General features: G+C 44.2%; 21 protein-coding genes. 4 read left to right on the top strand and 17 right to left on the bottom strand.

What is annotated here, in order from left to right; translation table 11 throughout:
• The 13 genes from modD to A3G19_RS07070 form a co-directional block, all read right to left on the bottom strand.
• The coding region (modD, locus tag A3G19_RS07010; RefSeq protein WP_294871572.1) for a ModD protein at positions 1–850 on the bottom strand (850 nt) is incomplete at its 3' end.
• Entirely contained in the window at positions 817–1,611 is a 795-nt protein-coding gene (locus A3G19_RS07015) for a class I SAM-dependent methyltransferase (protein WP_015653423.1), read from the bottom strand. The genes A3G19_RS07015 and modD, both read right to left, overlap by 34 nt.
• Entirely contained in the window at positions 1,611–2,387 is a 777-nt protein-coding gene (modA, locus tag A3G19_RS07020) for a molybdate ABC transporter substrate-binding protein (RefSeq protein ID WP_294871574.1), read from the bottom strand. The genes A3G19_RS07015 and modA overlap by 1 nt, the downstream gene beginning before the upstream one ends.
• Positions 2,388–2,587: 200 nt before the next feature.
• Positions 2,588–3,364 carry a TOBE domain-containing protein gene (locus A3G19_RS07025; RefSeq protein WP_294871577.1) on the bottom strand — a complete coding sequence of 259 codons (777 nt, stop codon included), beginning with the start codon at positions 3,362–3,364 and terminating at the stop codon, positions 2,588–2,590.
• Complete coding sequence (locus A3G19_RS07030) at positions 3,364–4,155, bottom strand: shikimate dehydrogenase (RefSeq protein ID WP_294871579.1); 792 nt, start codon at positions 4,153–4,155, stop codon at positions 3,364–3,366. The genes A3G19_RS07025 and A3G19_RS07030 overlap by 1 nt, the downstream gene beginning before the upstream one ends.
• A complete protein-coding gene (locus tag A3G19_RS07035) occupies positions 4,152–5,564 on the bottom strand; it encodes an anthranilate synthase component I family protein (protein WP_294871581.1) in 1,413 nt (470 codons plus the stop codon). The genes A3G19_RS07030 and A3G19_RS07035 overlap by 4 nt, the downstream gene beginning before the upstream one ends.
• 1 nt (position 5,565) lies before the next feature.
• Complete coding sequence (locus A3G19_RS07040; protein WP_294871584.1) at positions 5,566–6,516, bottom strand: SPOR domain-containing protein; 951 nt, start codon at positions 6,514–6,516, stop codon at positions 5,566–5,568.
• A gap of 24 nt (positions 6,517–6,540) precedes the next feature.
• Positions 6,541–7,083: a DUF1882 domain-containing protein gene (locus A3G19_RS07045; protein WP_015653429.1), complete on the bottom strand. Its 543-nt coding sequence runs from the start codon at positions 7,081–7,083 to the stop codon at positions 6,541–6,543.
• Between the two features lie 15 nt (positions 7,084–7,098).
• A complete protein-coding gene (locus A3G19_RS07050) occupies positions 7,099–8,346 on the bottom strand; it encodes a serine hydroxymethyltransferase (RefSeq protein WP_294871587.1) in 1,248 nt (415 codons plus the stop codon).
• Positions 8,343–9,860, bottom strand: a complete 1,518-nt coding sequence (gene lysS / locus A3G19_RS07055) for a lysine--tRNA ligase (RefSeq protein WP_294871590.1) — start codon at positions 9,858–9,860, stop codon at positions 8,343–8,345. The genes A3G19_RS07050 and lysS overlap by 4 nt, the downstream gene beginning before the upstream one ends.
• 23 nt (positions 9,861–9,883) lie before the next feature.
• Positions 9,884–10,366: a Fur family transcriptional regulator gene (locus tag A3G19_RS07060; protein ID WP_015653432.1), complete on the bottom strand. Its 483-nt coding sequence runs from the start codon at positions 10,364–10,366 to the stop codon at positions 9,884–9,886.
• A gap of 3 nt (positions 10,367–10,369) precedes the next feature.
• Positions 10,370–10,954: a CvpA family protein gene (locus A3G19_RS07065; protein ID WP_294871593.1), complete on the bottom strand. Its 585-nt coding sequence runs from the start codon at positions 10,952–10,954 to the stop codon at positions 10,370–10,372.
• Complete coding sequence (locus A3G19_RS07070) at positions 10,954–11,880, bottom strand: GGDEF domain-containing protein (protein ID WP_015653434.1); 927 nt, start codon at positions 11,878–11,880, stop codon at positions 10,954–10,956. The genes A3G19_RS07065 and A3G19_RS07070 overlap by 1 nt, the downstream gene beginning before the upstream one ends.
• Positions 11,881–12,093: 213 nt before the next feature.
• Between A3G19_RS07070 and A3G19_RS07075 the strand changes: the two genes are divergently transcribed.
• Complete coding sequence (locus A3G19_RS07075) at positions 12,094–13,440, top strand: class II 3-deoxy-7-phosphoheptulonate synthase (RefSeq protein WP_294871596.1); 1,347 nt, start codon at positions 12,094–12,096, stop codon at positions 13,438–13,440.
• Between the two features lie 86 nt (positions 13,441–13,526).
• Here A3G19_RS07075 and A3G19_RS07080 read toward each other — a convergent pair whose 3' ends face one another.
• From A3G19_RS07080 to gatC, 4 genes are all read right to left on the bottom strand, one after another.
• Complete coding sequence (locus A3G19_RS07080; RefSeq protein ID WP_015653436.1) at positions 13,527–13,931, bottom strand: Fur family transcriptional regulator; 405 nt, start codon at positions 13,929–13,931, stop codon at positions 13,527–13,529.
• A gap of 105 nt (positions 13,932–14,036) precedes the next feature.
• On the bottom strand, positions 14,037–15,107 hold the full coding sequence (locus tag A3G19_RS07085) for a type IV pilus twitching motility protein PilT (RefSeq protein WP_015653437.1): 1,071 nt from the start codon (positions 15,105–15,107) through the stop codon (positions 14,037–14,039).
• The gene (locus tag A3G19_RS07090; protein ID WP_015653438.1) at positions 15,104–15,448 is read right to left on the bottom strand and encodes a Spx/MgsR family RNA polymerase-binding regulatory protein; all 345 of its coding nucleotides are present in this window, start codon (positions 15,446–15,448) and stop codon (positions 15,104–15,106) included. The genes A3G19_RS07085 and A3G19_RS07090 overlap by 4 nt, the downstream gene beginning before the upstream one ends.
• Positions 15,449–15,451: 3 nt before the next feature.
• Positions 15,452–15,742, bottom strand: a complete 291-nt coding sequence (gene gatC, locus A3G19_RS07095; RefSeq protein ID WP_015653439.1) for an Asp-tRNA(Asn)/Glu-tRNA(Gln) amidotransferase subunit GatC — start codon at positions 15,740–15,742, stop codon at positions 15,452–15,454.
• A 122-nt stretch (positions 15,743–15,864) separates the two neighbouring features.
• On the opposite strand from gatC, the gene A3G19_RS07100 reads away from it, so the two are divergent.
• Genes A3G19_RS07100 through A3G19_RS07110 form a run of 3 tightly spaced genes read left to right on the top strand, consistent with a single transcriptional unit; the run spans position 15,865 to position 18,280 of the window.
• A complete protein-coding gene (locus tag A3G19_RS07100) occupies positions 15,865–16,461 on the top strand; it encodes a hypothetical protein (protein ID WP_294871599.1) in 597 nt (198 codons plus the stop codon).
• Complete coding sequence (locus A3G19_RS07105; RefSeq protein ID WP_015653441.1) at positions 16,461–17,459, top strand: PQQ-binding-like beta-propeller repeat protein; 999 nt, start codon at positions 16,461–16,463, stop codon at positions 17,457–17,459. Before A3G19_RS07100 ends, A3G19_RS07105 begins: the two co-directional genes overlap by 1 nt.
• Entirely contained in the window at positions 17,459–18,280 is an 822-nt protein-coding gene (locus A3G19_RS07110) for a tyrosine-type recombinase/integrase (protein ID WP_294871602.1), read from the top strand. The genes A3G19_RS07105 and A3G19_RS07110 overlap by 1 nt, the downstream gene beginning before the upstream one ends.
• Positions 18,281–18,315 lie beyond the last annotated feature (35 nt).

The raw sequence follows: 18,315 nt of genomic DNA on the forward strand, positions 1-18,315 counted from the left end.
CGGCGCTCTGTGCGTTATACGGCGATGAGGTGACGATCATATCGACACCCGTAGCCGCATACTCGGCGATATTTTTGGCACTGATTCCCCCCGTAGCAATAAGGGTGATATGCGGATAATCGGTTCGGAGGATGTGGACGGCATCGGAGAGCTTGCTCAAGGGAAATTTTTCCAACTGGAGGATATCAGCCCCCATCCGGGCAAATTTCAGCGCCTGAGTGATGTCTTCGGTCTCCATGACGATCTTTTTCTCCAAATTGGCTTTTTTAGTTTTGTTCAATGCTGAGCCGAACGCTTCATCGGTAGGGAAGAAAACACGGTGATAATCGAAAATAAGGATCGATTCCGAAAGACCCAATCGGTGGGCAACTCCACCCCCTGATTCGACCGCTTTAATCGCGATTTTTTTCGTAAACGGGGTGGTTTTGCGGGTGGTGGCTACCACTATATCAGGATTGATACTACGGGCCAAGAGTACCGCTTCACGGGTATAAGTGGCAATACCGCTTGCGTAATCGAGGAGGTTTTGGACACTTTTCCAAATACGGTGGATATTTCCGGCTTCACCGTGGGCTTCGAGAAAGAGACTCTTGGGCGGGACAAGGGTTCCCGATTTGACGAACCCGTCGATTTCCAATCCGTACAGTCCGCACAGGCGTACCGCCTCTTCCATACACGAGACGACGAGAGGGCGCTCACGGGTAGCGAAAGTAATACGGGCTCGTTGATCGGAAATTTCCAAAGATGCGGTCGTTAGATCACCGTAGGGGACATCTTCGGCGAGGAGTGCTTCGAGTTCAAAATCATTGAGGGCAATCATATCGATGTCTCCCAGCCGATAAATGCCCAATTGACGGCACGGGGAGGGCGGTTTTGTCCTACGATCACCTCACGATAATACTCACGAGCTTTGTTCTGTTGTTCCTCATTTAACTCATGGACGCTCCAAAGCAATGATTCGATGAACTCATCTTCGGTATTGCTTCGAACACTTCCCCGTCCTGTTTCGATGTAATCGACACGAGGGAGATAGCCGTGAGAGTAGAGGATGATCGGAATATACCAATAATCGGGCTTGGTTTTTACCTTTTTCCCGATGAAATCGAGAATATTCATATCGACGAAACTCCCCCCGACTTTGTAGGTGAGATAACATGCCCTGCTTGCATGTGCCGACATTTTAGTGAGCGCCGCATCAACATCAGTAACCTCCATTGAGCGGGATGCGACGGCGATATCGATCTGCGGCAGGTGACTCCAGTCATCGTCCCAGCCGATATGATATGTTTTAATATTAGTTACCCCTTCTCTAGCGGCATAGGCTTTGAGCTCTTCGAGCATTAGCTCTGAGAAGTCGATGGCGATAACCTCTTTGACCTGTTTTGCAAGGGGGATTGCCAATGTTCCCGGTCCGCATCCGATGTCGAGAACCACTTCATCCCCGTTTAGCTTCATACGGGAGATAAAGTCGTTGACGTAGGGGCTGTTGATCGTTGAAAGTGCCATATCGGCTGATTTCTCATCCCAATCGGCACTGGTTTTGCCTTTAAAATCGGTGGTAGCTTTGTGTTCGCGGTACATGGCGGGAAAATTGATCGGTTCTAAAAACATTATTTTTCTTTACTCATAGATTTTGTAGTAGGTATATTATATCCGCTCGCTCTGAGAATCGATTGACTTTTTGCAGAACCCATAAAACGGAGAAACTTTTTGGCGGCGATCTGATTTTCGGGTGACCCGTTTTTGAGTCCGACCATTGCCTGATCGATTGGGTTATAGGCCTTACCATCCACTTCGACCCATTTGCCGACATTTTTCATCTCGGGAGAGAGGACAATCGATTTCGCCATAAACCCGACATCGACCGCTTTGGTGGTGACGTATGCGCCTACTTGAGAGATTGACTCGGCCGTGATGATTTTGCCTGCCGTCTTGTCGGCAACCTGATAGTATTTCATCGCGTTCATTGCTTCGATCCCGTACGGTGCCGTTTTAGGATTGGCGACAGCGATCTTTTTAACCGAAGGGTCGGCAACGATAGCAACGCCTTTGGAGAGATCGACTCCCGTATCGCTCCAGAGGATCAGTGTCCCGTACGCATACACCTGTGATGGCGTTGTCGTGTATCCGCTTTGAGCCAGTTTGGCAGGATACTCGACATCGGCGGAGAGAAACGCGTCATACGGCGCACCGCTCATGATTTGTTGAGTCAGTTTACCTGAGGCTCCGGTGATGATTTTGACATCGATTCCCGTATCTTTCGTAAACGCTTTAGCGATATCGGTAACAGCGTATTTCATATTGGCAGCAGCGGCAACCGTGATGGTTTGCGCCGCAAGGGCAGAGGCGAATGCGAGGGAAGTGACGATAAGCTTAAAAGGCTTCATATAAATTCCTTTATATCTGTTTTAATATAACGATAAACGCAAACCAAACATTGCAAAAACGGTTCGCAAAAAATGAGACAATTTCGTTATGTTTTGTAAGATATAACGAAATTATAAGGAAAATGGCTTAAAGTTTGTAGGAGAGTGATAAAGAAGGGTTATATGTATGGGTATCGTATGTATCGTAATGAAACAGAAAACTATAACCCAATAATAATATGACTTGGAGAGATAAGTGCGTAAGCGTTCATCCCCTCTGAGAGTTGTGCCGTATCTTTGGGATTCATTAGCGCGATTAGCTCGGTAAAAAGATCGAGAGCAAAGGTGATCTCATCCGTTTCATCTTGGGATTCGATACGGCTTATCGTCCCTTTGAGAGTGTTCATCGCTTCACCGCTTTTAGGGAGCGTGGTAACGATAGTGACATCGCTGGATTTGATGATGGCGTAGAGATCGCATCCGACACTAAGCCCCATATTACGGATCGATTTGAGAGTAATAACAGATTGGATCGTATGGCTTCCCGTCAGTGAGAGGGTGAGTATACCGTTAAGTCCTCTCTCTTCAATACTTAGAAGCGTTGCGGGGAGCTGATTTCGCGCACTGGTGGTGAGAAAAGTACGGCTGAGGATACGGGCAAGTCGTTCGGGATCATTGCCCGCTTCAGAAAAACGGTCGATAAACTGGCGATGAAGTTCGTTGAAACGGTGAAAGGTGGCGATGAGTTCGCGGGCATAGGGGGTTAGTTTCGTCCCTCCGCCCCCTTTGCCTCCCGTTGTCCGTTCTATGAGGGGGTGATCGGCGAGGAGATTCATCCCATTGATTCGTTCCCATGCCGCTTTGTAGCTCATCTTCATCTCTTTGGCGGCGGCATGGATAGAACCGATCTTATCGATATGCTCCAGCAGTTCGATTCTGCCTGCACCCAAAAAACTTTGCCCCTCTTTGGTGAGCCAGAAACGTCCGTCGATTTGCATTAGAGGGAAAAACTGTGTTTCATAGGAGGTTCGATGGCCTCGAGAGGATACGCACCGTTTAAAAAGAGGTGATTGGCCAATACCCCTTGCGCCAAAAGCATATCGGAACCGTCTTTATACGGCAGACCGCTCACTTTTATTTCGCGTAAAAACGGGGTCTCTTTACCGTAGATGACATCAACGGCCCCTTTTGAACGGGATAAGAGTTCTACGAGAAGCGCTCTTGGGATTGGCAACTCATCATCATTTAATCCAGCCGAGGTGGTATTGATAATAAGATCATATTCTGCGGCGGTAAAACCGTCCCAACAATATGCTTGTATCCCTTTTTGATGAAAAAAATCTAACCGTCCGGCTGATCGGTTCAGGATTGTAGGGGTGATTTCCCCGTGAGTCAGAGCGATGGAGAGGGCACGTGCCGTTCCTCCGGCACCGAGAATGAGGGCGTTACGTATGGGTCCGAACGATTGGATAGCACTCATAAAACCGTCCGCATCGGTGTTGTATCCAATCAATTTCCCTTTTTCCACGACGAGGGTATTGACGGCTTGTATCTCTTTGGCAATTCCGCGTACTTCATCACATTGCTGATAGGCTGCTTCTTTGTGGGGAACCGTGACATTTGCGCCGCTAAGAGCTTTGGCAAAAAAAACATCTCGCAGTTGTGATCCGTCTACAAGATGGGTACGACTGTAGCAAGCACAGACTTTGAGTGCTCTAAAAACAGAGTTATGCATCAGTGGTGACCTGGAATGGGCTATCGGATCACCAAAGATACTAAAGAGCTTCATTGCGCTTTAACCAAATCATCCAATGTACTGGTAAGGGCACCGAGTTTATTGGTCACTTCGAGATATTCGAGCTCATGAATTGAATCGGCAACAACCCCCGCACCTGCTTGCAAGATGACAAAATCGGGTTTAATCAGGGCGGTACGTATCGTAATAGCACTGTCCATGTTGCCGTCAAATCCGAAATACCCGATGGTACCGCTGTAAAACCCCCGCTTTACCCCTTCAAACTCTGCAATCAGCTCCATTGCCCGAATTTTCGGTGCACCTGTCATTGTACCGGCAGTAAATGTTGCGGCAAGGAGATCAAACATATCTTTGTTATCGGCGATTTGAGCATGAACATCGGAGACAATATGCATCACGTGCGAATAGCGCTCGACATGCATCATCTCCTCGACCCGTACGGTTCCGGTTTTAGCCACCCGTCCGACATCGTTACGACCCAAATCGATCAGCATTAAATGCTCAGCCAGCTCTTTGGGATCAGAGAGAAGCTCTTCTTCGAGTTCCAGATCGCGTTGAGCTGTTCCACCGCGTTTACGGGTTCCGGCGATCGGTCGGAGCAAGATGTCTCCGTCACTTAAGCGCACCATCACTTCAGGGGAACTTCCGACAATGCTGAAATCTTCGTATTCCATTAAATACATATAAGGGGATGGGTTTTTGAGACGTAAAACACGATAAAAACTAAACGGATCAACCTGAGCATGGCGGATATAGCGGTTGGTCATGAGGATCTGAAAGACATCACCGCTGAGGATCATTTTTTTGGATTCATCGACCATAGAGAAAAATTTTTCTTTGGTAAAGATGAACTCTCCACCCTTATCATTCTCGATTGTCTTGAGCGGTGTATAGTGATAGGGTGATTTAAGTGAGGTTTCAATCTCTTCAAAACGCCGAATTATTGAATCAACGCAGCTAAGCATCGTAATAGTTGCATTTTTATGGGAAACAACAAGGGCAAGTTTCGGGAGGATCAGATCCATATCGGGGATATGGGTTTGATCGGTAAGATTGTTCATTGAATCTTCAAGAACATGTTCAAAAACTTGCACCATATCGTATCCGATGTAGCCGATAAATCCGTCGATGTAACCGACACCCAGTTCACGCGCACGTTCACGATACGCAGATTGATCAAGTTTGTGATAATACTCTTTTAAAAAATCAAAAGGGGAGACATCAAGACGATTTGTATGACCTTGAATATCAGTATAGGTGGTTATTTTATCGCCATACGTGATACGTTCACGTGCACCGATAATGATAATAGTATAGTTTCCGGCACTGTTTCCGGCACTTTCAAGTAAAAAGGTGACTTCTGAGGGGAAAAGGCTTTTAGCCTTTTCATAGACGGCGATGGGGGCGAATTGATCGAGAGAAAAATGGCGTGAAGATATCACCTTATCCCTTTGTTATGTATGCATTAGATTCAATGTTGCGTTTTACGGTTCCGAGAACATCCCGTGCCGCTTTTTCACCTTGGAACGGCCCAATCATGACTTTGGTCATTGACCCGCTTGGTGAAGTGATGTATTTCAGACCGCTCGCATTGAGGCGATCAAATAAAGCTTTATTCGGCTCTTTACTGAAAGACCCTACTTGGATGTAATAGGTTCCTTCGGTTGAAGCGGCTTTAGCAGCAGGTTTTGCAACCGGCTCAACTGCCGTTTTTTCAGCGGTTTTTTGTACCGGAGCAGCAGCTGCTTTTACCGGAGTGGTTGCAGGTTTCACTGCCGGTTTTGGTTCCGTTGCAACTTTTTTAGGCTCTGAGGGTTTTACCGATTTAATGGTTGGTGTATTAACAACACTCGGGACAGCTTTAACAGGTTCTGCTCGCACCGTTTTAGGTTCCGGTTGAGCTTTTACCGGAACGGCAGCGGCTTTTACCGATACCGGTTGAGGTTGTGCTTTTGGAACCGTTGTAACTACGGCTGGTGCAGTTGTCGTGAGCGGCTTGGCTTGTTGAACAGGAACATTTTGCTGAGCAGTTACAGGTGCTGATGAAGGTTGAGCAGCTGTTGCGCTTGAGGGAGCATTCTGGAATGACTCTTGTTTGATCTTTTGGGCGATTTGTCCTAAATCTTGGGAAGCACTTTCATTGCCGCCTTCTTGGATCACTTCTACCGGTTCAAAAAGAGGGTCATCGATCACTTCAGTCGGTGATGAAGGCTCAGGTGGAACTGCCGCTTGCGGCGCTCGCTCATCGCTTTCACTTTTGAGTGAGTTCATAATGACCAAAACAATGATTAAAATCAAGGTAAGTGCAGCAATTGCTAACAAAAGTTTTTTGGTACTTGAGCCCGATCCGCTTTTATTGAGGATGATGTCGTTGAGTTCGTTTTTTTCTTCCATTGTGTATCCTTTGGATGGCTTTGCTTACATGTGCTTCGACCACGAAGCTCCACGCTCTTTTGCGTAAACCTCGTAGGGAAGATTGAGAATATTGTATTCCATTGGCAAATCGAGCGTTGGAAACATTCGCCACTGTTTTGGTTGTTTTGCGGCTAATTTCATGGAAATCATTTTACCCAGTTGATTGGCTTCTTGTAAAGTCGTATGCCCTTTATGGATATAAACATGCAGGTGTCCCGGTGTTTTTGTCTCAAAAGCGGTAAAATTGATAAATCCCTCTTCACGAAGAAGGAGTTGGGTTTTGTGGTAAAAACGCTGAGGATCGTTGCCGTTGTAATCGATAACGATATTTTCTACTTTGTCGAATTTATTAATCAAAGAGTGGGCAACGGTAATCTGCTTTTTGAGATGTTGATCAATAATGGTTTGGGTCAGAGATTTATCAATTTTTTCGTATTTATTAAAAAAAGTACGCCCTTTAAAATCGAGTTTATCAACAACATTATCATGTTTCAGCCAGTAATGATCTGAAATCATTTTGATCAGTTTCATATCCATCGATGTCATGGGCACTACCTCTTATTAATACGTAGATTGTTGATAGATAACAAAGTTTTTAGCTAATGCTTTCAACTCTTCTTTGATAGCGGCTTGTTTAGCTTCGTTTTCAATATCATCCAAAACATCGGCAATACGGTTGGCGATGAGTTCGAACTCTTTCTCTTTCATACCGCGTGAAGTTAACGCAGGACTTCCGATACGGACCCCTGAAGTCACAAACGGAGAACGTGTTTCACCCGGAACAGTATTTTTATTAACCGTAATTCCGGCACGTCCGAGAGCTGCATCGGCTTCTTTTCCACTAAAAGGCTTATTCAAGAACGACACCAAGATGAGATGGTTATCGGTTCCGTCACTGACGATATCATATCCGCGTTTCATTAACACGTCCGCAAGAACGGCAGCATTTGCTTTGACCTGTTTGGCGTATATTTTCCATTCAGGAGAGAGATTGAATTTAAATCCAACCGCTTTTGCCGCGATAACGTGAACCAACGGTCCACCTTGAAGAGCAGGGAAGATCGCAGAGTTAATTTTTTTCGCAATTTCCTCGTCGTTCGTCATGATCATACCGCCGCGAGGACCAGCGAGGGTTTTGTGTGTCGTTGTTGTTACGATATCCGCGTAAGGGAATGGGCTTGGATGCTCACCCGCACATACAAGACCGGCAATATGCGCGATATCGGCGAATAAAATTGCTCCAACGGCATCAGCGATTTCACGGAACTTAGCAAAATCGATTTCACGAGCGTAGGCTGAAGCACCGCACACGATGATTTTTGGTTGAACGATTTTAGCGATGTCCATAACACGCTCATAATTGATACGACCGTCAAGCTCTACACCGTAGGAAAAACTGTGGTAGTTTTTACCTGAAAAACTTACTTTTGAACCGTGAGTCAAGTGTCCGCCGTGGCTGAGATCCATACCGAGAAGTTTGTCTCCGGCTTGAAGTAATGCCGCATAGACCGCACCGTTTGCCGATGAACCTGAGTGGGGCTGAACATTGGCAAATTTACAACCGAAGAGTTCACACGCACGATCAATCGCCAGTTGCTCAACACCGTCTGCGTATTCACATCCGCCGTAGTAACGTTTTGCGGGATACCCTTCAGCGTATTTGTTCGTGAATACCGATCCCATCGCTTCCATGACGGCAGGAAGGGTAAAGTTTTCAGATGCGATCATCTCTAAATGATCGGTTTGACGTTCGAGCTCTTGCTCACATAGGGTATAAATTTCGTTATCGAATTCTTTGAGGAAACTCATTCTTCTTCTCCATTGTGGTTTTGGTTGGTTTGGTGTGGTTTCATTGCCGGGAAAAGTAATACATCCCGGATTGAGTGTTGGTTGGTCAGCATCATAACAAGACGATCAATCCCGATCCCTTGTCCTGCAGTAGGAGCCATACCGTAGCTGAGGGCGATCACGAAATCTTCGTCCATCTCATGGGCTTCATCATCCCCTGAGTCTTTAGCGGCCATTTGTCCTTCAAAACGTTCCAACTGATCGACCGGATCGTTCAGCTCACTGAATGCATTGGCAATCTCACGTCCCGCGATGAACAGCTCGAAACGATCCGTTAGTTCAGGGCGCTCATCATTGCGGCGAGCAAGCGGTGAAATCTCCACCGGATAGTGGGTGATAAAGGTCGGATTGATCAGTTTGGCTTCAACGAACTCATCGAACAGTTCCCCTTGGAGTTGACCAAGATTCATACCCGCATTGGCTTCGAGGTTTTTGGATTTCAAAAATGCCAAAATAGCTTCTTTATCGTTGACAATCTCTTCTGGAACTCCGCCGATGAGAGTGAGACTTTTGACGAGCTCGATCTCGCTAAACTGATCAAAATCGACTTCCAAATCGCCATAGGGAAGACGTTTAGGGAGGTTGAGATGATCAAACAGATATTCAAAATACTCTTTGGTAATAACAATCAAATCTTTATAGGTTTTAAATGCCCAATAAAACTCGATGGAAGTGAATTCAGGGTTGTGGGTCGCATCCATCCCCTCATTTCGGAAATTACGGTTGATCTCAAATACCGCTTCAAATCCCCCAACGATCAGACGTTTGAGATAAAGCTCTGGTGCTATCCGTAAATAGCGATCAATCCCGAGGGCATTGTGATGGGTAACAAAAGGTTTTGCATTGGCACCGCCTGCGATAGGGTGCATCATCGGTGTTTCGACCTCTAAGAACCCCTTGTCTTCAAAAAATCGGCGAGTTAAACTGATTACTTTAGAGCGGATATGAAACGTTTTACGTACTTCCGAATTCATAATAAGATCAAGATAGCGTTGACGGTATCTCATCTCTTTGTCTTGAATCCCATGAAATTTCTCAGGGAGCGGAGAGATCGCTTTGGTAAGGATGGTAAGTTTATCGGCATGAAGTGAGAGTTCACCTTGCTGTGTTACAAACGGATACCCGCTTACCTCGATGATGTCACCCACTTCGATCAATTTTTTAAAGACATCATTGTAAAAATTTTCAGGCAAATTATCACGGGCAACATAGATTTGGAGCATGCCGCTTTCGTCTTCGATTTTGAGAAAGCTTGCTTTCCCCATGAGTCGATAAAGTTTGATCCGTCCTGCTACCGTGTAATGGCGATGTTCATCCCGTTTTTCTTCGATTTGAAACAAATCGGAGTTAACATTGTGAAATTTATCGATGGTTGTATTACGGCATGAATTATTTGCATAAGGATCAATACCGATTGCTCTCAGTGCATCGGCTTTTTCGATTCGTTGTTGTACGTATTGATTTTCAAATACCAATGGGTTTCCTTTCTTAAAGTATGTTATTTTTTAGGGTTTGTTTGACAGTTATTGCAAATTCCGTAAATCTGCATTGAGTGCTCTTGCATTACAAAACCCAGTGCTTCGGTAATTTGCTTTTGACGTTGTTCGATCTCTTCATCCACAAATTCGGTAATGGCTCCGCATTTAGTACAAATAACATGGTCATGGTGATCTTTCGCCCCTAACTCATATTTTTTTCCCTGCGCACCGAAAGAGAGTGACGTTACCATATCCGATTCTTCGAGAAGAGATAACGTTCGATAAACGGTTGCAATACCGGTGTTGAGATCAGGATGCTTTTGTTGGATCAGATGGTGAAGACCCTCAGGTGTCAGGTGTTCATCGGAGTTGTAGAGCATCTCTAAAATCACTTCGCGTTGAATGGTAAACTTTAATCCATTGGCTTTTAAGAGCTGTTTGAAATCCGTTAACAGTTTGTTGTATTCAATCGTACGTTCGGTAAAATCAGTATATGGACTCATAAATTATTTCCCCTTTTTAGAATCGGAAGTCGATGGATCTTTTTCAATGTCTGAACTATTGCTATCACTTTCGTTATCATCACCCATGAGTGAAGTGACATCTTCGGTTTCGATATGCAAAATAAAATCTCCGGTTGCAAACATCGGCTCATAGAAAAAACTGTCGGCCATTTTTTCTCCAAAATTTTCTCGAATCGCAGTGACGCTAAAAAGAGCATAAACAATGATGGAAAGGATGAAGAAAAACTTGCTGCTTCCGATAACAAAGCCCAAAATACGATCAAGCGGACCCAAACCGCTGAGAGTACTGAGTTTTTTAAATCCTGCTCCTAATGCGACCATTAAGAGCCAAAAGATACCCAACGCAAAAATAAAACCGACTAAATTAACAGCGGTGGCTGTTTCAAAATGAAAGAGCGTATCACTTAAGATTTTTCCGATCAATCCGCCAAGATGAGAAGCGACAAAAACACCCCCCACTATACCTGCCAAACCGAAAACTTCTTTGGAAAAACCGTTTAAAAGCCCTTTCAGCCCTAAAAGTAAAACGATTGATCCCACCGCAACGTCAAAATAATTCAAATCCATTAAAGCTCCATTTCCAAGCGGTCTTTACCGTTATTTTTCGCCCGATAGAGGGCTTTATCTGAACGATCAATAATCGCATCGATTGAGTCAGCTGTGATCACTTTTGTCAAACCGATACTGAGTGTAACCGGTATTTGTTGATTCTGAAACAGCGGCTTGTTGTTGCGGCAGAGGCTAAGAAGCCGCTCAGCGACCAGTTTTGCACCTTCCAAATCGGTACGGTTGAGGACAATAATAAATTCTTCTCCTCCAAAGCGGTATACTCGATCACCATCGCGAAGGGCTTTTTTAAAGAGTTTGGCGATAAAAATCAGAACCTTGTCTCCGGCGACATGACCGAAGCGGTCATTGATCTGCTTAAAGTTATCCAAATCAATCATCAAGACAAAAATTTCAAAATCAAGGATTCCTTTTTCAAGGATAACTTTTAGATGTTCTTGAAGTGCATAACGGTTGTAGACTTTTGTGAGGGGATCAAGAGATGTTTTTAGTTCTAATGTTTTTACTTGTTCCAAAAGACCGTGTATAACTTCGTTGGCACGGGATACTTCGTCACTGAGATGATTTTGTATATCGCTGAACTTTTCACTGATTTTTCCGAAATCGATGAGGGTTGACCCCGCCGTTTCATTCAGTAATTCAGCTTGCCTCTCACTAATTTCTTCGATTTTTTCATTGGTGCGCGAATACGATTCGATACTTTTTTGTGCGATCTCTTTGTACTCTTCGCTTGTCGTGTTACGATAGGCTAAAAGATCAAATTCACCCGATGCATAAGCATCCAGAACTTCATGGGTTGCGGTAGCGATGAGTTCGGCAAATTCTGCCGGATCTATCGTTGCTTGCCGGTTGCTAAGTGACTCTAATTGGACAGAGAGCTCTTTGCAAAAATAGATTAGTAAAGGGTTAACTTGGTTGGTATCCACCATATTACCTTGCATTGCATGTATTTTGAGATGTTTGAAAAACTCTTTCCAAATCGTTGAAAAAGGGTGAAATAGAACTCTCTAAATGTAATGCCATTATACTTTTTCAAACATAAATCTAACTTTTGCTTCACCCAATCAGTCCTCTTTTAGGATAAAAGGATAAAATTCGTCCATTAACAATATATGGTGCGAGAGCACGCAGGAGATGATATGAGCACATGGAGCCGATCAAGCTGGAGAGAAAAACCGATTAAGCAGCAGCCTACTTATCCCGATCAAGGGATTTTGGAAGAGGTTGAATCAAAGCTTCGTAATTATCCTCCACTTGTTTTTGCGGGCGAAGCACGTACACTCAAGAAAAATTTAGCGGATGTGTGTGAAGGGAAAGCCTTTTTGCTCCAAGGGGGAGATTGCGCCGAGAGTTTTTCAGAATTCCATGCCCACAATATTCGTGATACGTTCAAAGTCATGATGCAAATGGCGGTAGTAATGACCTTTGCCGGAGGTGCTCCGGTGGTTAAAGTGGGGCGTTTAGGAGGACAGTTTGCCAAACCTCGCTCTTCGGATACCGAAACGATAGAGGGTATTACTCTTCCGAGTTATCGTGGAGATATTATCAACGGTGTTGATTTCAATGCACAAGCGCGTATTCCTGACCCTCAGCGTATGGTTCAAGCCTATAACCAATCTGCGGCTACTTTGAATCTTCTTCGCGCATTTGCTTCGGGCGGTTTAGCTGATTTGCACCAAGTTCATGCATGGAATTTAGGGTTTGTCGGACAAAATGAGATGACCAAAAAATACGATGAACTTTCCCGTCAAATCGATGATTCACTTCGCTTTATGGCGGCTTGCGGGATCACCTCCGACAACTACCGTACGTTGCGCGAAACCGATTTTTATACTTCGCATGAAGCATTGTTACTGAGCTATGAAGAGGCATTTACGCGTCAAGATTCATTGACCGGTGAATGGTACGATGTATCCTCACATATGCTTTGGATCGGCGATCGCACCCGTCAGCTGGACGGAGCACATGTCGAATTTATGCGCGGTATCAATAATCCTATCGGTGTCAAAGCGGGGCCGTCGATGGATCCGGAAGATTTGATCCGATTATGTGATATCCTCAATCCGAACAATGAAGCAGGACGCTTGAATGTCATCGTCCGTATGGGTGCGGATAAAGTAGGCGATGGAATGCCTGCCTTGATCCGTGCGATCGAGAGAGAAGGTAAAAAAGTATTGTGGAGTTGTGATCCGATGCACGGTAATACAATCACAAGCAATGGCTATAAAACTCGTCCGGTCGATTCGATTCTAACTGAGATGAAACAGTTCTTTCAAGTCCATAAAGCTGAGGGGACATACGCAGGCGGTGTGCATTTGGAGATGACGGGGAAAAACGTCACAGAGTGTCTCGGAGGTTCATTTGAAATTACTTCAGAAAATCTCAAAAGCCGTTACCACACCCATTGTGATCCGCGCCTTAATGCAGACCAATCGTTAGAATTGGCTTTCTTGATCGCTGATACGCTCAAAGAAGCGCATCGTTAACCTCACCGTTCGCCCTGAGCTTCGTCGAAGGGTGTTCATGGTTCGACCAGCTCACCACGAACGGATGAGAATACGCTCGTTCTTTTTTACTTCTTCTGACACTCAGGGCACGTTCCCGAAATAACAATCGATACTTCATCTGCTGCATAGTGACTCAAATCCATCGATTTTTGAAGTAAAGAGGCCGGGTCAAAAGGTATGTCTTTTAATTCACCGCAGCATTTGCACATGACATGCGCATGAGCTTCTTTCTCAATTTCATATTTGGTTTTTTGCCCCGGAATTTTTACTTCACGAATCAGGCTGACATCCATCATCGTATGGACATTTTTATACAGGGTTGCTAATGATATTGAGGCAAATTTTTTGCGAATCGCTTGATACAGATCATCAATACTGATATGCCCTGAATGGTGCATAAGTTCAATAATTGCCATCCGTTGCGGTGTAGCTTTGAGCTGATGATGTTTGAGTAAATGTTCATGTTTCATAATTCATGATTATAAACGATTATAGGTTCGATGTTCCATAAAAAAGAGGAGAAGAGCAGAGTGTTGAAATAAACTTTAAGAATTCCCCTCCATTGAGGGGAAATTTTAGAGGGATTCGATGACTCTCAGTAACTCATCGGGCTTATTGGAGTATTGCAACGCGATCTCTTTAGTGATCAGCTTTTTACGCAAAAATTCGACAATCTCTTGTGTTTGTGTTGTCATGCTTGTACCGGTTTGGTTGAGCTGCATTTGTGAATAGAGTTGATGTACTTTGTCCTCACGAATAAGATTCGAAATTGCAGGGTTGGTAATCATCAGTTCTTGCGCCGCAATACGACCGCCTCCGATTTTTGGGAGAAGCGCTTGAGAGATAACGGCGATCAATGAGGTTGAGAGCTGTGCTCGAACCTGCGGCTGCTCGTCTCCGCTGAAAACGTCGATAATACGGTTGATGGTTTGAGGTGCGGAGTTGGTATGGAGTGTTCCAAAAACCAGGTGACCGGTTTCTGCTGCGGTTAGTGCGGCAGTGATTGTCTCTTTATCCCGCATCTCCCCGATCAGGATAACGTCAGGGTCTTCACGAAGGGCATATTTGAGTGCGGCCGAGAAGCTTTTGGTATCGGTACCGATATTACGGTGAGAGAACAGCGATTTTTTATTGGTATGGACAAACTCAACGGGATCTTCAACGGTAATAATATGACGGGCTTCATTGAGATTGATCTCATTGAGCATTGCCGCCAATGTGGTTGATTTACCGCTTCCGGTTGGTCCCGTTACGAGGATAAGCCCTTTTTCCCGTTTAATAAGCTCTTTAAATATTTTTTTTGCGTTCAAATCATCGAGTGAGGGGATAGTAACGGGGATAATACGAAAGGCGCATGCGATATCATCCATCGTTTTGTAGTAGTTGGCACGAAAGCGGCCGACATCAGGGATAACGATTGAAAAGTCAAGCTCATTAGCCTCTTCAAACGCTTTTTTTTGCTTTTCTGTGAGGAGGGAATAGCCCATCTCTTCAATATCACGGCCATCTAAAACGGGTAAATTAAGGGCAACGAGCCGCCCATCGATACGAATTTGGGGTTCAGAACGGCTAACGAGGTGAAGATCTGATGCTTTATACGCAACGACACTCTTGAGGAGTTTATAAATATCCAATGCTGCATTCATGAGAGTAATATTCCTTCGTATTGAGATGGATCAAAGCCGACGATGAGTTTATCTTTAAATTCAATAACCGGACGTTTTATGAGGAGATTGTGGTTGCTCATCCACTCTATTTTTCCGTTGTCGTCCAAATTATACTCTTTTAGACCCAAGGTTCGATAGGTGGTCCCTTTGGTATTTAAAAGGGTAGAAATCGGAGCTTGAGCAGACCATGACTCAATTTTTTCATGAGAAACGGGAGTAGTTTTAAAATCGTGAAAGGTATAAGCGATGGCGTGAGTATCCAAAAACTTAAGCGCTTTTTGGACACTTCCGCAACTTTTAATTCCGTAGATATGTGTCATGTTCTACTCAATGATTTTCGGAACGATAAAAAAGTGATCTTGAGAATGAGGTGCATGGGCCAAAATATCATCATTGATCGCTCCATTTACGTTGCCGATGTCTTCACGAAGCAGGGTTGAATTTTCTGACATCGCAAATGTTGCTTCTACTCCATCGGTAGGAAGCTCAGAGAGGTTATCGACAAAAGAGACGATTTCACTGAGTTGCGCTATCATCTCCTCACGATGTTCTTGCGGGATTTGTAAGTAAGAGAGTTTTTCTAAACGTTGTAAGAGTTTTTCATCAATTTGCATGGTTAACCTAAGTCGTGATAAATTTATAGAAATAATTGTACCCTAAAAAAAGGTTTACTAAACTTTAACGTAGGGTGAGATATTATTACCCCAATTAATGAGCAGTAATAACAGGAGCCGTTTTGAGTCTAAAAGAGAATATGGATGCCCTCAAAGAGGAGCTGAGTTCTGAAGAGAAGTTTTTTGAAAGCGCTGTACGAACGGAACGTTTTGTTAAACGATACCAAAAGCCTTTAATAGCGGCAGTAGCTGCGTCATTACTGGCTGTGAGCGGTGCTATTGGATATCAAGCGTATAGTAACGCAAAAATTGAAAGTTCAAATGCGGCATTTAACGTTTTACTGACCAACCCGAGTGATGCAACAGCAGAACAAACGCTTAAAAATGACAATCCTGCATTGTACGATGTGTGGAAACTTTCCCGTGGAATTGCCCAAAACGATGTAACGATTCTTGAAGGGCTTAAAAACTCCCAAGCTTTCGGTGTTGCCGATATCGCATCGTATGAAGCTGCTGCTATTAAGAACGATACTGCGTCGCTTGAGCAATATACGAAAAAACAAGGGGCCCTGTATAAAGATCTTGCATTACTGGAAGTTGCTGTTGCATCTATTGAGAAAGGCGACATTGCAGCGGCTCATCAAAAAATTGCGCAGATCAGTGAAGAATCACCTATGTATCAAGTTGCCAGTGCACTATCGCATTATGGAGTAAAATAATGAAATTAACGACATTGATACTATCTTTGGGTGCGCTTGTTTTATTTAGCGGATGTTCACACAAAGAGGTCTATAAGCCTGAAAACGTGAAGGGTGAATGGCGGAATGCCGGACATTTAAGTGCTTCTATTGCTCAATCAACACAATCAGCTGCATTGTTGGATAACGGTCGTTTGTTGACCAAAGAGGGGGAGAAAAATATTAAAATCCCTGAAAACTACCGTTTAATCAATGCAAATGGCGCATGGGTAATCACCGAAAGTCCTGAGGGAAATCTCGTCCTTTTTCCGGAAGACGGAACCGATGCTAAGGTAACTTTTGAACTCAAACGCGGTGTTGCTGCAGCGAGTATTCAAGACGATAGCGTTGCTATATTGTTCACCAATAATGAAATGGCAATTTATTCGCTTGAGAGCAAAAAACTCCTTTTTAAAGAGTCTTCCAATGCTCCTATCGCTGTTGATGCCCGTGTTGCAAACCCCCATTTCCTGAAAGAATTGGTACTCTTTTTAACCCTTGATGGAAAAATCGTCATTGTTAACTCGGAGACAAAAAAGGTTCTCCGTTCGGTTGTTGTCAGTTCGGATGAATTTTTTAACAATATTACCTACATGAATGTTGTTGATAATAATCTGGTGGCATCGACCGGCACGGCGGTATTGGCGCTTTCGCAAAAAGAGGCGCGTGAAAAATATGAAATCCGAAATATCGCTTATACCGCTGATGGTATTTGGCTGACGACCAAACAAGGTGAAATCATTGCTCTTAGCCCGACATTGCAATTTAAAGCGAAAAAGAAATTTCCGTTTGCTCACTTTGTAGGGATCAGTGTCCAAAATGATCGTGTTTACGCGTTGGAGCAAGAGGGGTATATGATTGCCCTGACCAAGAACCTTTTGGCGTATGATGTTTATGATATCGACATGGACAGCGATAACAAAATTTTCCTTGGAGACGGACGTTTTTATTTTGACGACCGCTATATCAATATCAAATAATGTCGAAAGAGCTTGAGGCTTTTATCGAATATATTACGGTTATCAAAGCGCTGAGTCCTCGAACGATTACAGCCTATAGCCATGATTTAAATGAAATCGAGCATACTTCAGAGAAAAGTCTTACAGAGCTTGATTCCAACACGGTTTTCCGTGTTCTTGGAACGATTGCGAATAAACGAACGCTTAACCGTAAACTCTCTGCATTTAACTCTTTTCTCGATTTTTGTCACCGTAACCGCTTTAATTCTGTATCTTCCAAATTTGCCCTCTCCAAAGTTCCGAAAAATCTCCCTAAATACCTTAGTTTTGAAACCATCCAATCCGGCCTAAGATTAGTTGATCGGAGCGAATGGATTGGCCTACGAGATTATGCACTTCTCCTATTTTTATACGCGACGGGAGTTCGTGTCAGTGAATGTTTGATGGTGGAAGAGGGGGATATCGAAGGGGAATGGCTTCGTATTCGTCACGGAAAAGGGGAAAAAGAGCGTTATGTCCCCATTGCCCCTGAGGCGTTAAAGGCACTTCGTGTGTATCAAGAATCGTGCCCCTATCGGCGTTCACACCTTTGGCTGAACTACAGAGGAGAGTCTCTCAGTCGAATTTCTGCGTTTAAAATCACCCAAAAATATCTGGGTGTCTCTCCCCATGCATTGCGTCATTCATACGCAACGGCATTGATACTCGGCGGGGCTGATTTACGCGTTGTCCAAGAGTTACTGGGACACGCATCACTGTTGACGACACAGATATACACCCATGTGCAAAAACAGAATCTTCAAGAGACGGTATTGAAACATCATCCGATGGCACATTCTTGATCTTCGTCAAGAAACTATTTTCTTGTTAAAGTTAT

The organism is Sulfuricurvum sp. RIFCSPLOWO2_12_FULL_43_24, assembly GCF_001829605.1.
GTDB lineage: Bacteria > Campylobacterota > Campylobacteria > Campylobacterales > Sulfurimonadaceae > Sulfuricurvum.

Excerpts from the sequence above, each read along its gene's own strand:
- A3G19_RS07045 (WP_015653429.1), bottom strand. The coding sequence starts at position 7,083 with ATGACATCGATGGATATGAAACTGATCAAAATGATTTCAGATCATTAC.
- A3G19_RS07050 (WP_294871587.1), bottom strand. The coding sequence starts at position 8,346 with ATGAGTTTCCTCAAAGAATTCGATAACGAAATTTATACCCTATGTGAG.
- A3G19_RS07025 (WP_294871577.1), bottom strand. The coding sequence starts at position 3,364 with ATGCAAATCGACGGACGTTTCTGGCTCACCAAAGAGGGGCAAAGTTTT.
- A3G19_RS07110 (WP_294871602.1), top strand. The coding sequence starts at position 17,459 with ATGTCGAAAGAGCTTGAGGCTTTTATCGAATATATTACGGTTATCAAA.
- A3G19_RS07105 (WP_015653441.1), top strand. The coding sequence starts at position 16,461 with ATGAAATTAACGACATTGATACTATCTTTGGGTGCGCTTGTTTTATTT.
- A3G19_RS07075 (WP_294871596.1), top strand. The coding sequence starts at position 12,094 with ATGAGCACATGGAGCCGATCAAGCTGGAGAGAAAAACCGATTAAGCAG.
- A3G19_RS07030 (WP_294871579.1), bottom strand. The coding sequence starts at position 4,155 with ATGAAGCTCTTTAGTATCTTTGGTGATCCGATAGCCCATTCCAGGTCA.
- modA (WP_294871574.1), bottom strand. The coding sequence starts at position 2,387 with ATGAAGCCTTTTAAGCTTATCGTCACTTCCCTCGCATTCGCCTCTGCC.
- A3G19_RS07060 (WP_015653432.1), bottom strand. The coding sequence starts at position 10,366 with ATGAGTCCATATACTGATTTTACCGAACGTACGATTGAATACAACAAA.
- A3G19_RS07085 (WP_015653437.1), bottom strand. The coding sequence starts at position 15,107 with ATGAATGCAGCATTGGATATTTATAAACTCCTCAAGAGTGTCGTTGCG.
- A3G19_RS07080 (WP_015653436.1), bottom strand. The coding sequence starts at position 13,931 with ATGAAACATGAACATTTACTCAAACATCATCAGCTCAAAGCTACACCG.
- A3G19_RS07090 (WP_015653438.1), bottom strand. The coding sequence starts at position 15,448 with ATGACACATATCTACGGAATTAAAAGTTGCGGAAGTGTCCAAAAAGCG.
- A3G19_RS07040 (WP_294871584.1), bottom strand. The coding sequence starts at position 6,516 with ATGGAAGAAAAAAACGAACTCAACGACATCATCCTCAATAAAAGCGGA.
- A3G19_RS07065 (WP_294871593.1), bottom strand. The coding sequence starts at position 10,954 with ATGGATTTGAATTATTTTGACGTTGCGGTGGGATCAATCGTTTTACTT.
- A3G19_RS07015 (WP_015653423.1), bottom strand. The coding sequence starts at position 1,611 with ATGTTTTTAGAACCGATCAATTTTCCCGCCATGTACCGCGAACACAAA.
- gatC (WP_015653439.1), bottom strand. The coding sequence starts at position 15,742 with ATGCAAATTGATGAAAAACTCTTACAACGTTTAGAAAAACTCTCTTAC.